The organism is Actinomadura sp. NPDC023710 (assembly GCF_040639875.1).
GTDB classification, from domain to species: domain Bacteria; phylum Actinomycetota; class Actinomycetes; order Streptosporangiales; family Streptosporangiaceae; genus Spirillospora; species Spirillospora citrea.
The window spans coordinates 100,855-115,374 of record NZ_JBFAGB010000003.1 but is presented as its reverse complement, the minus strand read 5'-3'; the positions used below and the strand labels follow the sequence as shown (position 1 = coordinate 115,374).

Genomic DNA, 14,520 nt, shown 5'->3' with positions numbered 1-14,520 from the left:
CACCGCGATCATTCGGACACCGCGATGTAGTGCCAGTCGCCGTCCGGCTTCTCCTGCTCGTCCAGGTCGACCTCGACGCCGGGCAGCGCGGCCCGCACCCGCTCGATCATCGTGTCGGACAGGAAGTGGTGGTGCAGGTCCAGCTTGCGCAGATGGGTGAGCGGCTGGCCGGCCAGCAGCGCCTCGGCGCCCTGGTCGGTCAGGATGCCCATCGCCAGGCTCAGCGACTCCAGCCGGGCGACGACCGGCGCGCCGGCGACCGCCGCCGCGATCTCGTCCTGGATCTCGCTGTCCTCCAGGCCGAGGTGGCGCAGCGCCGGCAGCCGCTCGCCGGACAGGAACGGCGCGAGGTCGGCGACGGTGGTGTCGCCGCCGTAGTTCGCCTCGCCGAGCCACAGGTCGAGGTGCCTCAGGTTCGGCAGGTCGCTCGCCCCGACGGCGCGGACGATCCGCGCCGGCAGCCCGCCCGACTCGAACCGCAGCACCTTCAGGGTCTCGCTCTTGATCGGGTCGAGGGAGAGCTCCTGCGCACCGCGCACCTCCAACCGCTCCAGGTCGGGGAACGCGGCGAACAGGGGCGAGATGTCGGCGTGCTCGATCCAGGAGATCTCCGCCTCCTCGCCGGTGATGTCCCCGAGGAACAGCGACCGCAGCTTCGGGAACGACGCGGCCGCCCCGGTCAGCAGCGCCACCGGGTCGGGGACCTTCTCGAGCTCGTAGGACGCGCCCCAGTAGCCGATGATGAGCGCCGTCACCTCGGTGGTGTCGATCGTCTCCAGGAACCGCGCGAAGACCTCGCCGAACGGCTCCTCGTCGAAGGAGGTCCCGACGAACCAGGCGGCCTCGCCCGCGGGCGGGAAGTCCTCTCCGCTGACGGGATCGGAGCCCGCGCCGCGGCCGTCGTCCTCCTCCTCGGTGCCGGTGTCCTCGTTGAACGTGGCCACCGGCAGGCCGACATATTCCTCAAGGTGCTGATAGATGCCCATGGATCCCCTTCGCCTGATCGTCGGCACATGTCCTATCAGGACCGGCGGACAAACCGCGCCAGTTTCCGCGGTTCGGGGAACCGTCCGGGTCAGGAGGCGATCAGCACCGACCCCTTGTACTTGTCCTCGACGAACTTCTTCACCTCGGGGCCCTGCAGCAGCTGGACGAGCTTCTTCACGCGCGGGTCGTCCTTGTCCTCCGGCAGCGTGACGATGCCGTTGGCGTAGGGGTTGCCCTCGGCCTTCTCGGCGGCGAGCGCGTCCCTGTTCGGGGCGAGCCCGGCCTCGATGGCGTAGTTGCCGTTGATCACCGACAGGTCGACGTCCTCCAGCGAGCGGGGCAGCTGCGCCGCCTTGAGCGGCTTGAACTTCAGGCCCTTGGGGTTGCTCGCGACGTCCCGCTCGGTCGCGCTGGTCGGCGCGTCCGGCTTGAGGGTGATCAGGCCGTTGTCGGCGAGCAGCTTCAGCGAGCGCCCCTCGTTGGCCGGGTCGTTCGGCACGGCGACGGTCGCGCCCTGCGGGACGGCCTGCAGGCTCTTCACCTTCTTCGAGTACACGCCGAGGGGCTCCAGGTGCACGGGCGCGACGAACGCCAGCTTCGTCCCGGACTTCTTCTCGAACTCCTCCATGAACGGCACGTGCTGGAAGTAGTTGGCGGTGACCTGCTTCTCCTTCAGCGCGGTGTTCGGCTGCTGGTAGTCGCTGAAGGTGACGATCTCCAGCTTGAGGCCGGCCTTGCCCGCCAGGTCGTCCTTGACGTACTTGAGGATGTCGCCGTGCGGGACGGGGTTGACCGCGACCTTGAGCGGGGCGTCCGGATCGTCGGATGCCGAGGAGGAGCCGCAGGCGGTGAGGCCCGTGAGGAGGGCGACGGAGGCCAGCGCGGCGGTGAGCTTGCGAAGCACGAGGAGTGCCTTTCTCTTCCAGGGGATCGGTGCTATTTGTGGGTCAGCCGGCGGGCGACGAGGTCTCCCGCGGCCTGGATGATCAGGACGATGACGACCAGCAGCGCCACGGTGGAGACCATGACCTTGGTCTCGAAGCGCTCGTAGCCGTAGACGACGGCGAGGTTGCCGAGCCCGCCGCCGCCGACCGTCCCGGCCATGGCCGTGTAGCCGATGAGCGCGATGACGGTGACGGTCAGCCCGGACACCAGGCCCGGCCGCGCCTCGCGCAGCAGGACCTTGCCGACGATCTCGCGGCGGGTGGCGCCCATCGCGTCCGCCGCGGCGACGACGCCCGGGTCGACCTCGCGCAGCGCGATCTCGACGAGCCGCGCGTAGAACGGGATGGCGCCCACGGTCAGCGGGACGATCGCGGCGGCGTTGCCGATGCTGGTGCCGACGACCGCCCGGGTGAACGGGATGATCGCCACCATCAGGATCAGGAACGGCAGCGACCGGCCGATGTTGACCACGACGCCGAGCACGCCGTTGACCGGCGGCGCGGGCAGCAGCCCGCCCCGCTCGGTGATCACCAGCAGCACCCCGGCCAGGAGCCCGAGGACGGCGGTGAACAGCGTCGCGACGCCGGTCATGTAGAGGGTCTCGCGGGTGGCGGGCCACAGCAGCGGCATGACCTCGTCCCAGCTCATCGGGGGTCCTCCTGTACGGGGTTCCTGACCTGCACGGCCAGGCCGGACTCGCGCAGGAACGCCAGCTGCGCGGCGTTGTCCGCCGGGTCGCCGGGCAGTTCGAGCTGGAGCCGGCCGACGCGCTCGCCGCCGACCGTCTCCACGGCGCCGCCGAGGATGTTGACGTCCAGCGCGTACTTGCGGGCCAGGGCCGACACGAACGGCTCGTCGGTCGCGCCGCCGGTGAAGGTGACCTCGACCAGCGTCGTGCCGTCGCGGGGCTCGGCGGGCGGCAGCGGGAACAGGCCGCGCGCCAGCTCCGAGCCCGGCCGGGCGAGCAGCGCGGGCACCGGCCCCGACTCGGTGAACCGGCCCTCCCGCATGACCGCGGCCGAGTCGCAGATGCGCTTCACCACGTCCATCTCGTGGGTGATGAGCAGGATCGTGAGGCCGAGCCGGCGGTTGAGGTCGCGCAGCAGCTCCAGGATCGAGGCGGTCGTCTCGGGGTCGAGCGCCGACGTCGCCTCGTCCGACAGCAGCACCTTCGGCCGTCCCGCGAGCGCCCGGGCGATGCCGACGCGCTGCTTCTGGCCGCCGGAGATCTTCGCCGGGTGGGCCTTCGCGTGCTCGGTGAGCCCGACGAGGTCCAGCAGCTCGGCGACGCGCCCGGCCCGCTCGGCGCGCGGGACGCCCATGACCTCCAGCGGGAACGCGACGTTCCCGGCGACGGTCCTGCTGCCGAGCAGGCCGAAATGCTGGTGGATCATGCCGATGCCCTGGCGCGCCCGGCGCAGCTCCCCGCCGCGCAGCGCGAGCAGGTCCCGGCCGCCGACCACGACGCGGCCCTCGTCCGGGCGCTCCAGCAGGTTGACGCAGCGCAGCAGGGTGCTCTTGCCCGCGCCGCTGCGGCCGAGCACGCCGAAGACCTCGCCCTCGGCGACGGTCAGGTCGACGCCGTCGACGGCGGTCACCTCGCGGCCGCGGCCGCGGTAGACCTTACGAAGTTTTTCGATCTGAATCACAGGGAATCACCCATGCGGACGGGGGCCGCCGGAGGGCGGCGGCGTTCAGGACGGGTCGGCGATCAGGATCTGCCGGGTGCCGGAGGATGCGCCGAGGCGGCGCCCCGCGCTCAGGAAAGACCGGGCGGGTACGGCGCGTGGCTCAGCAGATGGCGTTCGAAACACATGCGCGACTCAGGGGGTCGGAGTTCGCTCGCTTCGGGGCGCGAGTCTCAGGCGGGGCCCTCAGTGGTCACACATTCGCCGACAACACGTACGCCGCATGGCCCGCCGCATCGGCGGGCGGTGCTCATGGCACGGGCGTACGGAAGGCATATCAGCAGTTAACCGGCCACACACCGATGACGCAAATCCACCCGGTGTGATGCTCATCGCTCCAGATCGCGGCGTTCGCCCTAGCCGTCGCGGTAGTCGATGTAGGTCCCGCCCGAGCCGCTGCGGACGGAGATCCGGCGAGGCGAGCGGTCGTCGTAGACGGCCGGGTTGAGGTGGGCGTTGCCCGCGCCGGTCCACCCGGCGACCCGGTAACGCGAGCCCGGCGGGACGATGATCTTCACGGTGCCGGACCCCGCGGAGGCGTCCACCGCGCCCGGGGGCTCGGCGTAGCGGAGGTCGAGGGTGCCCGACGACACGTCCGCCTGCGTCTTCGGCGCGGCGAGGGCGCGGCCGGTGATCGTGCCGGACCTCGCCAGCAGCCGCAGCCGACCGCGCGCGCCGGTGACGTCGATCTCCCCGGACCCGGTCCGCAGGTCGAGGTCGCCGGTCACCCCGCGCACGTCGATCCGCCCGGAGCCGGAGACCGCCGACACGCGCGCCCCGGCCGGGACCTGGACGTCGATGTCCGCCCCGCATTCGGCGCCCGGCCAGTCCGGACCCGAGCAGCGGAAGGTGACGAACAGGACGTCGTCCACCAGCGACTCGGTGAACTCGGGCCTGTTCGGCCCCCAGCGGAGATCCTTGTAGACGCGCGCCTCGCCGTCCGATCCCGGCCCGATCGAGACCTCGGCGCCGCTCACGTCCAGCCGCACCTCCCGGATCGCGTGCCGGTAGGGGGTCATGGACGTCGAGGTCCGCTGGACGACCCGGCCGAACGCCAGCAGGCCGGCGGGCGCGACCACGGCCAGCGCGGTCGCGAGCGCCAGCGCGATCCAGACGGCGCGGCGCCTCGGCCGGTCCGGGGCGGCCGGGGCCGTCACCCCTCGCCGCCCAGGAAGCGCAGCACGGCCAGGACGCGGCGGTGGTCGCCCTCGGCGTGCGGGAGGTCGAGCTTGGCGAAGATGCCGTTGATGTGCTTGGCGACCGCGCTCTCGCTCACCACCAGCGCCGCGGCGATGCCCGCGTTGGAGCGCCCCTCGGCCATGAGGGCGAGCACCTCCCTCTCGCGCGGGGTGAGCCGGTCGAGCGGGTCGCGGTGCCGGCGCAGCAGCAGCTGCGAGACGACTTCCGGGTCCAGCGCGGTGCCGCCGGAGGCGACCCGGCGCAGCGCGTCCAGGAACACCGACACGTCCGCGACGCGGTCCTTGAGCAGGTACCCGACCCCGCTGGTGCTGGTCGACAGCAGGTCGGCCGCGTACCGCTCCTCGACGTACTGCGACAGCAGCAGCACGGCGGTCTCGGGCGTCTCGCGCCGCATCACCAGAGCCGCGCGCACGCCCTCGTCGGTGAAACCGGGCGGCATCCGGACGTCCACGATCGCCGCGTCGGGCCGGTGCTCGCGCACGGCGGCGAGCAGTCCCTCGGCCTCGCCGACGGCCGCGGCGACCTCGAACCCGGAAGTCTCCAGGAGCTTGATCAGCCCGGCCCGCAGCAGGACCGAGTCCTCGGCGATCACAATGCGCACGGCAACTCCACGGTGACGGTCGTCGGGCCCCCCGCGGGGCTGGTGATCCGGAAGGTGCCGTCCACGGACCGGACGCGGCGGGCGAGCCCGGTCAGACCGGTCCCGGCGGCCGGGTCGGCGCCGCCCGCGCCGTCGTCGCGGACGGTCACCAGCAGCGCGTCGCCGCGGCGGGCCACGCGGACGTCCACCTCGTTCGCGCGCGCGTGCTTGACGACGTTGGTGAGGGCCTCGGAGACGACGAAGTAGGCGACCGCCTCGACGGTGGAGGAGGCGCGCGGCTCGATGTCGACGCGGAGCCGGACGGGCAGCGGCACCCGCGCGGCGACGCCGGACAGGGCGGCGTCCAGGCCGCGGTCCTCCAGCACGGCCGGGTGCAGGCCGCGGATCAGGCCGCGCAGCTCGGTCAGCGCCGCCTTGGCCTCCTCGTGCGCCTCCACGATCACGCGCATGGCCTCGTCCGGGACGCCGGTGAGCGTCTCGCGCGCCAGGCCGAGGTTGAGCGCGAGGGAGACGAGCCGCTGCTGGGCGCCGTCGTGCAGGTCCCGTTCGATGCGGCGGCGCTCGATGTCGGCGGCGTCCACCACGCTGGCGCGCTTCTCTGCCAGGTCCTCGACGCGCCGCTGCAGTTCCGTCGCGCGGTCGGGGCCGAGCAGCGCGGCGGCGGCGCGGGCGTCCAGGAGCCGGACGCCCGCCGCCGCCCACGGCGCCGCCGCCAGGAGCAGCACCCCGACCGCGGTGAGGACGGCGAGGCGCTGCGGATGGTCGACCAGCGGGTCGGTGGAGTGCACCGCCCACGCGTAGGTCGCGGACGTGGCGAGGGTGAGCCCGGCCGCCCACGCCGCGATCACGACCAGCCCGCCGAGGGCGAGGAACGGCCCGGCCAGCAGGTGGTACTGGACCACCCGCCACAGCTCGGGCGAGCGCAGGTCGCGCAGCGCGTCCCAGGCGCGCCCGTCGTCGAAGCCGGGCATCCGCGGGATGTCGAGACCGAGCATCGCCCAGCACCGCTCCCGCTGCCACGACGTCAGCGGGCGCAGCGCGAGCAGCAGCAGAAGCACCGACGCGCCGGTGAGCAGGAGGATCGGCGTCACCCGCATCGGCGTCCAGACCGTCCAGAGGGAGCCGAGGATCAGCCACCCGGCGAGCTGCAGCGGCACCCCGGAGGCGACGAACACCGTGTCGCGCCATGCCGCGGCCGACCACGGAGCGTGCACGCGGACGCGCCGGGCCGCGGAGAGGGATGCCATGGGGAAACCGTATTGCCCCAGTTCGGGTGCCGCCATGAACCAGGGTGCAGGGCCGGGGGTGAAACCAGTGCCACCCCGGATCGGAAGGGTGCGCTACTGATCGCGCGGCGGTTCCCGGCGAGGCTTTGATCAGGCATCCGGGCAGCGGATGCGCACCGATCACCGTCCGCAGGAGTTCCCATGGTCGCCGTCGTCGCCCGCCCCCGTCCCCCCTCCCCCCGTCCCGCGGTCGCCGTCCGGCGCCGGCCGCGCTCCGCGCCCGGCCCCGTCGCGCGACGGACGGCGGGAGGCCGGCGGCTCGGCTGGGCGTTCATCGGAGGCGCCGCGGCGCTGGTGCCCTGGATGTGGCTGCTCGCCGCCACCATGCCGCCCACCACCACGGTGTCGAACTGGTCCGCCGCCTGGTTGGGGCTGGACGCGATGGAGGCCGCCGCGCTGCTCGGCACCGGCGTGCTGCTCCTGCGACGCGATCCGCGCCACGGCCTGGGCGCCGCCGCGGCCGGGACGCTGCTGGCCGCCGACGCCTGGTTCGACGTGATGACCGCCGCGCCCGGCGGGGAGCGGGCGATGGCGATCGCCCTGGCGGCGGGGGTGGAACTGCCGCTGGCCGCACTGTGCGCCGCCCTCGCCGCGCGGGCGTTCCGGCCCCGCGGCCCGGTGGTCGACCATGAGATGAAGGACAGATGGCAAAGGCTTGTCGGGAGTACGCCAGACGGGTGAAACCAGACGAGCCGGACGTCTAGAGTGAGTGCCACGTGGGGCCCTCTCGCGGGAGGGCCCTTTGCCCTGCCTGCACGATCAGAGGTCCCCCATCATGAACGACCACGAGGTGCACGAGGAGTGCCTGCGGCTCCTCCGGGACGGCCTTCCCGTCCCCGCTCCCGCCGCCTTCGCCGAAGGCCGGGACTACCTTCCGCTCGGGCTCGACAAGGACGGCGACGTCGCCGTTGTCACGTTCCTTTACCAGTGGGGGGACTCCGCGCCCTCGTTCATCGAGGGCTGGACGTTCCACCGCCGCGACGGCGAGTGGATGGAGCTGGGCGGCGCGGGCGGGTCGGCCCCCGACGAGCCGCTGGCGCGCCGCTCGTCCGGCGAGATGGGGCGCCATCTGCTCAAGTACGGGTCGGCCCGGACGGTGCGCAACGCCAACCGGCTGCTGCCGTGGGGCGCCAAGTGGGTGAACGAGGCGCGGCTGCGGGCCTCTGCCGAGGTCGCGCGGGTGCGGGTCGGCAAGCGGATCCTGGACGTCCCCGAGCACGGGCACGTCGTCGTGGTCTGGGGCGCCCGCCGGGGCCCGGTCATCGAGGCGCTCGCCTCCGACGGCGCGGTGCTGGACGCCATGGACCTGGACCGCCCGTCCGTCCCGGTGGCGTCCCAGGGCTGATATTTGACCGTTCGTTCTCGAACGGCTTATCGTCGTCGGCATGGCACGGACGAAAGAGTTCGATCCGGACGCCGCGCTGCTGCGCGCGCTAGAGCTGTTCTGGGAGCGCGGCTACGAGGCGACCTCCATGGCCGATCTCGTGGCGCACCTCGGCATCGCCCGGGCCAGCGTCTACGCCACGTTCGGCGGCAAGCGCGAGCTGTACCTGAAGGCCCTCGAACGCTACCTCCGCGACACCGACCCGAAGATCGCCGAGGCGCTGTCGCAGCCCGGGCCCGTGCTGCCGGCGGTCCGCGCGCTGATCGAGGGCTACGCCGAGGAGTCGGCGCACGGCCGGCCCCGGCTCGGCTGCCTCGTGGTGAACACCGCGGTCGAACTGGCCGCGCGCGACGCCGAGGCCGCGCGCCTGGTCGAGGCGAGCTGGAACTTCCTGGAGGCCTCGCTCACCACGGCGCTGACCCGGGCCCGGGCCCAAGGCGAACTGTCCCCGGACAAGGACCCCCGCGCGCTGGCCCGTCTCCTGCTCGTCCTCTTCCAGGGCATGCGCGTCCTCGGCCGCGCCCCCGCCGACGACCACCGCCTCCGCGACGCGACCCGCCAGGCCGCCGCCCTCTTCACCTGACCGGACCCGCCCCGCCGCCCGGCGGGGCTTCTTTCGCCCTCTATTCAAGACCGATCGATCTAATATTTTGGGAGACACGCCATGCCCTTCGACGGCAAGATCGTCCTCATCACCGGCGGCGCGGGCGGCATCGGCCGCGCCACCGCGCACGCCTTCGCCCGCGAGGGCGCGACCGTCGTCCTGGCCGGACGCGACGCGGCGGCGCTGGCCGAGGCGGTGAAGGAGATCGGCCCCGGCCGGGCCGACCATGTCGTCGCGGACGTGGCCGACCCCGCGTCGGCCGCCGGGATGGTCGAGGCGGTCGCGGGCCGCCACGGCGGCCTCCACGTCGCCGTCAACAACGCCGGGATCTTCGGCGCCACCGGGCCCGTCGCCGACATCGACGCCACCGCCTGGAACGACGTCCTGGCGGTGAACCTGACCGGCGTGTTCCTGTCGATGAAGCACGAGATCGCCCACATGCGCGCCCACGGCGGCGGCGCGATCGTCAACGTAGCGTCCAACATCGGCGCGCACGGGCGCCGCCCCGGCCTCGCGGCGTACGCGGCGTCCAAGGCGGCGGTCAGCGTCCTCACCCGCACCGCCGCCCTCGACCACGTCGCCGACGGCGTCCGCGTCAACGCCGTCAGCCCGGGCGCCACCGACACGCCGATGTCGCTGCGCCCCGGCGAGACGCCCGCCGAGCGCGCCGAGCGGATGCGCGCCGCCGCGCCGTCGGGCCGTGTGGCCGACACCGCCGAGGTGGCCGAGACCATCCTGTGGCTGGCCTCGGACGCGTCGTCCCATGTGGTCGGCCACGACCTGGTCGTCGACGGAGGCGTCACCGCCTGACGACGCTTTCCGGGCGGTACACCGGGCAGACTCCCTGCATGGCCATCACACCCGATCACGACTCCGGCCCGGAACGCTTCCGCCTCGCCGCCAGGGTCACCAGGAAGTACCTGATCGGGGCGCGGAGCCTGCACGACCACATCGCCTTCAAGCTGCTGGGCTCGGGCGCGTCGCGCGTCCTGGACATCGGCTGCGGGGAGGGCGCCCTCAGCGACGCCCTCCCCCACCCGCCGCCGTTCCGGCTCGTGGGGCTGGACGTCTCCGCCGACCTGGTGTCCGCCCACCCGGCGCCGCGCCTGCGGGCCGACGCGCTGCGCCTGCCGTTCCGGGACGGGACGTTCGACGCCGCCGTGGGCCTGAACCTGCTCCCCCAGTTGGACGACCCCGGACGGGCGCTGCGCGAGGCCCGGCGCATCCTCGCCCCGGGCGGCCTCCTCCTGGTCAGCGCGATCTGCCGGACCGACAGCCCCGAACTGTCGCCGGTGTGGCGCCCCGAGCCGACCACGTTCGACGCCGAGGAGGCCCCGGCCCGCGTCGGCGAGGTCTTCGGCGAGGTCGAGGTGGAGCGCTGGGACGCCCCCCTGATCACCCTCCCCGACCAGGCCGCCGTCCGCGACTACCTGATCGCCCGGCGGGTCCCCCGTCCCCAGGCCACCGAGGCCGCCACCCGCCTCCGCACACCCCTCCCGGTGACGAAACGAGGCTCCCTCGTCCTCGCCCGCCGGTGAGGGGCCGGCGGCCCGCCCGCCACGGGAACTACAGCCATCCACGGTCTTTCGCGGTGCGGGCGGCGGTGTGGCGGTTGTCGGCGCCCAGTTTGGTGACGGCGGCGGAGAGGTAGTTGCGGACGGTGCCCTCGGAGAGGCCCAGCGTGCGCGCGATGCGGGAGACGGGGGCGCCGTCGGCGGCGGCGCGCAGGGTGTCGAGCTCGCGCGGGGTGAGGGGGCACTCCTCGGCGGCGAGCGCGTCGGCGGCGAGCTGGGGGTCGATGTAGCGGGCGCCCGCGGCGACCTGCCGGATGACCTCGGCGAGCCGGCGGCCGGGGGCGTCCTTGCCGAGGAAGCCGCGGACGCCGGCGGCCATGGCGCGCCGCAGGTTGCCGGGGCGGCCGTGCGCGGTCACGATCACCAGGCGGCAGGCGGGCAGCTCGCGGGCCAGCCGCTCGGCCGCGGCGAGACCGTCCAGTCCGGGCATGTCGATGTCGAGGACGGCGACGTCGGGCCTGAGGGCGAGGGCGCGCTCGACGGCCTCGTCGCCGCGCCCGACGTCGGCGGCGACCTCGATGCCGTCCTCGGCCTCCAGCAGCAGGACGAGCGCCTCCCTGATCAGGAGGTGGTCGTCGGCGAGCAGCACGCGGATCATACGTCTCCCTTCGCGGGGACCGAGGCCGTCACCCGGAACGTCCCGTCGCCCGCGGGGCCCGCCCGGAAGCGGCCGCCGGCGGCCGTGATCCGTTCGGCGAGCCCGGCCAGGCCGCTGCCGGCGTCCCCGGCGGCGCGGCGCGCGGCGCCGTCGTTGACGACCTCCAGCTGGACGCGGTCGCGGCCGGCCCGGAGGGTGATCTCGCACCAGCTGGCGCTGGAGTGCCGCAGCACGTTGGTGGCGGCCTCGCGGGCGACCCAGCCGAGCGGCTCGTGAACGTGGGCGGGCAGCTCCGGCGACACCTCGGGGCGCTCGCAGCGGATCCCGGCGGCGCGCAGGACGGCGGACATGCCGTCCAGCTCGGTGCGCAGGGACGTGGCGCGATAGCCGCGGACGACCTCGCGCACGTCCCGCACCGCGTCCCGCGCCATCGTCTGGATCTCGGTCAGCTCCTTGCGGACGCGGCCGTCGTCGCGTTCGACGAACCGTTCGGCCACCTCGGCGCGCAGCGCGACGGCCTGGAGGCTGTGGCCGAGCACGTCGTGCAGGTCGCGGGCGAACCGGAGGCGCTCCTCCCCCACCGCGGACCGGGCCAGCTCCGCGCGCGCCTCCCGGAGCTCCTGGACGACGTGGAACAGCCAGACCGTGACGTATCCGGAGAAGGCGCCGAGCGGCACGCCCGTCACCTCGTACAGGACGGTCAGCGCGGGGAGCCCGAGGAGCACGCCGTAGACGGGGGTCAGGACGGTCGCCGCCGCGGTCACGGCGATCGCCTCGCGCACGGGGAGCACGACGGCGATCAGCCCGGCGGGGACCAGGAGTGCGTTGCCCCAGCCCTGACCGGTGTCGAGCAGCGGCGGCAGCGCCCAGCAGATCGCCGCGATCGCGGCGAGCCCGAGCCTGTGCGCGGGGGCGGTGCGGCGCATCAGGTTCTGCCAGAGGAGGCGGGCGTAGAGGGCGAAGGCGGCGCCGGCCCCGAGGAGGGCCAGGATCAGGCGGCCGGCGTCCCGCCGGTCGACGATCTCGTACCAGAGCGCCGGCAGCAGGAATCCGGCCAGCGTCAGCGCCGTCATCCCCACGATGATCGCGGCGATGACGGTGGGCCGGGGGATCCTGGGCTGCACGCGCCCAGCGTATGCGGCCGTCAAGGGGGGCGCGGGGGCTCAGGCGGCGCGGAGGCGGGCGGCGTCCCGTCCGGTGACCAGGCGGCCCTCGTCCAGGATCCCGACCCGGTCGGCGCGGCACGCCTCGTCCGGGTCGCGGGTCGTGACCACCACGGCGACCCCGTCCGCGGCCAGTCTCGCCAGGACCGACCACACCTCGCGCGCGGCGGCGCCGTCGAGCCCGGCGGTGGGCTCGTCGAGGACGAGCACGTCCGACCGTCCGACCAGGGCCAGCGCCAGGTCGAGCAGGCGCCGCCGCCCGGCGGTCAGCCGCTCGAACGGCACGTCGGCGAGCCGGGCGAGGCCGACCAGGCGCAGCGCCTCGTCGCGGGTGAGCGGGTCGAGGGTCCAGCGCCGCCAGGTGTCGACCACCTCGGCGACGGTCAGCCCCGGGAACAGGCCGCCGTCGCGCCAGACGGCGCCGGCGCGCGCGGCGTCCCGATCGGTGTAGGGGTCGGCGCCGCGAAGCCGGACGGTTCCGCCGGTGGGCCGCCGCAGTCCCGCGAGGATCTCCAGGAGGGCCGTCTTGCCGGAGCCGTAGCGGCCCAGCAGCGCGTAGACCTCGCCCTGCGCCACGGTGAACGAGACGGTGCGCACGGCCTCGTTCAGGTCCAGGTCGCGTACCTCGATCACAGGTGCCTTCATGGCCTCCATGCTGTCCGGCGGGCGCGCGGGCGTGCAGTCACGGACGTCAGGAAACGATCATGAAGTTCTCAGGGGTGGCCCATGACGAATGTCATGGTTCGGCGATCGCCCATCCGGAGGGCGGGACGACGGCGCCGTCCCCGGAGAAGGCCGCGTCACCCGCCACGCACGTCCAGCCGGCGGCGGGCAGGCTCACCTTCGCGGGCTCCTCGCCCGCGTTCAGGACGACTCCCAGCCGCTCGGGACCGCTCTCCACGGTGTAGGAGAAGGCCGTGTTGGTCAAGGTGGCAGCCGTGGACCGGGCCCGGACGAGCCAAGGATGGCGCCGTCTCACGCCGATCAGGTCCTGGTGCAGCCGATGGTGGGCGCCGCCGTGACCGGGGACCTCGCCGGGGCGGGCGGGGAACGGCGGACGTATGGCGTCGTCTCCGCCTTCGCGGTCCTCCTTGACGCCCTCGAAGGCGAACTCGTCCCCCGCGTAGATCGACGGGACGCCGCCGACGGTCATCAGGATCACGAGTGCGTGGGCCAGATCGCGCCGTTCGGTCAGCCGGGTGGCGATGCGGGTCACGTCGTGATTGCCGATGAAGGTCTGCGGGGCGAACGTGGCCAGCATCCCGTTGTGGCGGTCCAGTGCGTGGGCGAGTTCGAAGAAGTTCCGGTCGTTCAGCGAGCTCCAGATGGCCTTCCACAGCTCGTACTGGGTGACGGAGTCGAATCCCGCCTGTTTCACAACGCCCGCGTAGTCGCCATGGATGACCTCGCCGACGAGCCAGGCATCGGGAAAGCGCGCGCGGACGCGGTCGGTGACCGTCCGCCAGAAGTCCGGTGGGACGGCGTAGGCGGCGTCGAGGCGCCATCCGTCTATGCCGCGCTCCAGCCAGTGGGTCATGACGTCGGTGACGTAGTCGGCGACCTCGGATTCGGCGTGGTTCAGGGTGACGAGCCTGTCGTGGCCCTCGAACGTGCGCAGGTCGGCATGGAACCACTTGCGGTACGCGGAGGCGTCGCCCTTGGCGGCGACATCGGCGAACGGGACGAACCCGCGCCCGACGTGGTTGAAGACGCCGTCGAGCAGCACGCGGAGGCCCCTGCCGGACGCCTCGTCGATCAGCCGCCGCAGGTCGTCCTCTCCGCCGAGCCGGGGATCGACCCGGTAGTGGTCGACGGTGTCGTAGCCATGTGTCTCGGACGCGAACACCGGGCCGAGCGCGAGTCCGTTGCAGCCGAGGCCGACGAGATGGTCGAGCCAGCCGGTGATCCGGCCGAGCCGCGGTTCCGGGGCGGCGGCGGCCTCACGTTCGGCACCGACGAAGCCGAGGGGATAGACATGCCACCAGATGGCGTGATCGGGCCAGCGCATGCGCCCCTCCCTACCCGGAAAATCATTACGTAACCGCGAACTATTCGGTCAGGCGTTCCATGAGCCGGGCGGCCACCCGCAGGAGGTCGAGTTCAGCCTCCGACAGCCCGGCGAGGGCTCCCGCCAGCCAGGCTTCGCGCTCGGCGACGTCGCGCCGCAGCGCCTCGGCACCCCGCTCGGTGAGGGCCAGCACGACCTGGCGCCTGTCCCGGTCGGCGCGGGCCCGGGAGATCAGCCCCTCGGCCTCCAGTTCGGCGAAGACACGCGTCAGGGACTGCGGGCGCTGCCCTTCCGCCCCGGCGACCTCGCCCGCCGTGCCGGGACCGTTCCGGTACAGGTGGCCGAGCACGGTGAGCTTGTTCGAGCTCAGCGCCTCGGGCGACCTGGCCGTGCGCATCCGGCGCGCCATGCGCATGACCCCGTGCCGGATCTCCGTCACGGCCTCCGTTGACACTCGCTCCATAATGTTACGCTATCACTTA

At 73.5% G+C, this 14,520-nt stretch carries 17 protein-coding genes; 5 read left to right on the top strand and 12 right to left on the bottom strand.

Translation table 11 applies throughout. The annotated features are described in order from the left end of the window. Positions 1-8: 8 nt before the first annotated feature. From AB0H37_RS04595 to AB0H37_RS04565, 7 genes are all read right to left on the bottom strand, one after another. A complete protein-coding gene (locus tag AB0H37_RS04595) occupies positions 9-986 on the bottom strand; it encodes an STM4015 family protein (protein WP_329087647.1) in 978 nt (325 codons plus the stop codon). Between the two features lie 89 nt (positions 987-1,075). Beyond that, entirely contained in the window at positions 1,076-1,891 is an 816-nt protein-coding gene (locus tag AB0H37_RS04590) for a MetQ/NlpA family ABC transporter substrate-binding protein (protein ID WP_179836525.1), read from the bottom strand. Between the two features lie 32 nt (positions 1,892-1,923). Further along, the gene (locus tag AB0H37_RS04585; RefSeq protein ID WP_179836526.1) at positions 1,924-2,580 is read right to left on the bottom strand and encodes a methionine ABC transporter permease; all 657 of its coding nucleotides are present in this window, start codon (positions 2,578-2,580) and stop codon (positions 1,924-1,926) included. Then, positions 2,577-3,581 carry an ATP-binding cassette domain-containing protein gene (locus AB0H37_RS04580; protein ID WP_360611364.1) on the bottom strand — a complete coding sequence of 335 codons (1,005 nt, stop codon included), beginning with the start codon at positions 3,579-3,581 and terminating at the stop codon, positions 2,577-2,579. Before AB0H37_RS04580 ends, AB0H37_RS04585 begins: the two co-directional genes overlap by 4 nt. Positions 3,582-3,976: 395 nt before the next feature. Beyond that, positions 3,977-4,777, bottom strand: a complete 801-nt coding sequence (locus tag AB0H37_RS04575; protein WP_360611362.1) for a hypothetical protein — start codon at positions 4,775-4,777, stop codon at positions 3,977-3,979. Beyond that, positions 4,774-5,421 (bottom strand): response regulator transcription factor, encoded by a 648-nt coding sequence (locus tag AB0H37_RS04570; protein WP_179836529.1) that lies wholly within the window; start codon positions 5,419-5,421, stop codon positions 4,774-4,776. The genes AB0H37_RS04575 and AB0H37_RS04570 overlap by 4 nt, the downstream gene beginning before the upstream one ends. After that, complete coding sequence (locus AB0H37_RS04565; protein WP_360611360.1) at positions 5,409-6,668, bottom strand: histidine kinase; 1,260 nt, start codon at positions 6,666-6,668, stop codon at positions 5,409-5,411. Before AB0H37_RS04565 ends, AB0H37_RS04570 begins: the two co-directional genes overlap by 13 nt. A gap of 180 nt (positions 6,669-6,848) precedes the next feature. On the opposite strand from AB0H37_RS04565, the gene AB0H37_RS04560 reads away from it, so the two are divergent. The 5 genes from AB0H37_RS04560 to AB0H37_RS04540 all read left to right on the top strand — a co-directional run bounded on the left by AB0H37_RS04560 (position 6,849) and on the right by AB0H37_RS04540 (position 10,233). After that, on the top strand, positions 6,849-7,388 hold the full coding sequence (locus AB0H37_RS04560; RefSeq protein WP_360611358.1) for a hypothetical protein: 540 nt from the start codon (positions 6,849-6,851) through the stop codon (positions 7,386-7,388). A gap of 94 nt (positions 7,389-7,482) precedes the next feature. Further along, entirely contained in the window at positions 7,483-8,052 is a 570-nt protein-coding gene (locus tag AB0H37_RS04555; RefSeq protein ID WP_360611356.1) for a hypothetical protein, read from the top strand. A 40-nt stretch (positions 8,053-8,092) separates the two neighbouring features. Next, entirely contained in the window at positions 8,093-8,674 is a 582-nt protein-coding gene (locus AB0H37_RS04550) for a helix-turn-helix domain-containing protein (RefSeq protein ID WP_360611354.1), read from the top strand. Between the two features lie 81 nt (positions 8,675-8,755). Next, a complete protein-coding gene (locus tag AB0H37_RS04545) occupies positions 8,756-9,505 on the top strand; it encodes a glucose 1-dehydrogenase (RefSeq protein ID WP_329087628.1) in 750 nt (249 codons plus the stop codon). Between the two features lie 38 nt (positions 9,506-9,543). Further along, the gene (locus AB0H37_RS04540) at positions 9,544-10,233 is read left to right on the top strand and encodes a class I SAM-dependent methyltransferase (protein ID WP_179836535.1); all 690 of its coding nucleotides are present in this window, start codon (positions 9,544-9,546) and stop codon (positions 10,231-10,233) included. Positions 10,234-10,261: 28 nt separating this feature from the next. Here AB0H37_RS04540 and AB0H37_RS04535 read toward each other — a convergent pair whose 3' ends face one another. The 5 genes from AB0H37_RS04535 to AB0H37_RS04515 all read right to left on the bottom strand — a co-directional run bounded on the left by AB0H37_RS04535 (position 10,262) and on the right by AB0H37_RS04515 (position 14,501). Further along, complete coding sequence (locus AB0H37_RS04535; RefSeq protein ID WP_360611351.1) at positions 10,262-10,867, bottom strand: response regulator transcription factor; 606 nt, start codon at positions 10,865-10,867, stop codon at positions 10,262-10,264. Continuing rightward, complete coding sequence (locus AB0H37_RS04530; RefSeq protein ID WP_360611349.1) at positions 10,864-11,991, bottom strand: histidine kinase; 1,128 nt, start codon at positions 11,989-11,991, stop codon at positions 10,864-10,866. Before AB0H37_RS04530 ends, AB0H37_RS04535 begins: the two co-directional genes overlap by 4 nt. Before the next feature lie 39 nt (positions 11,992-12,030). Further along, on the bottom strand, positions 12,031-12,675 hold the full coding sequence (locus AB0H37_RS04525) for an ABC transporter ATP-binding protein (protein ID WP_360611347.1): 645 nt from the start codon (positions 12,673-12,675) through the stop codon (positions 12,031-12,033). A gap of 91 nt (positions 12,676-12,766) precedes the next feature. Next, complete coding sequence (locus AB0H37_RS04520; RefSeq protein WP_360611345.1) at positions 12,767-14,038, bottom strand: alpha-amylase family protein; 1,272 nt, start codon at positions 14,036-14,038, stop codon at positions 12,767-12,769. A 40-nt stretch (positions 14,039-14,078) separates the two neighbouring features. Next, the gene (locus tag AB0H37_RS04515) at positions 14,079-14,501 is read right to left on the bottom strand and encodes a MarR family transcriptional regulator (protein WP_329087616.1); all 423 of its coding nucleotides are present in this window, start codon (positions 14,499-14,501) and stop codon (positions 14,079-14,081) included. Positions 14,502-14,520 lie beyond the last annotated feature (19 nt).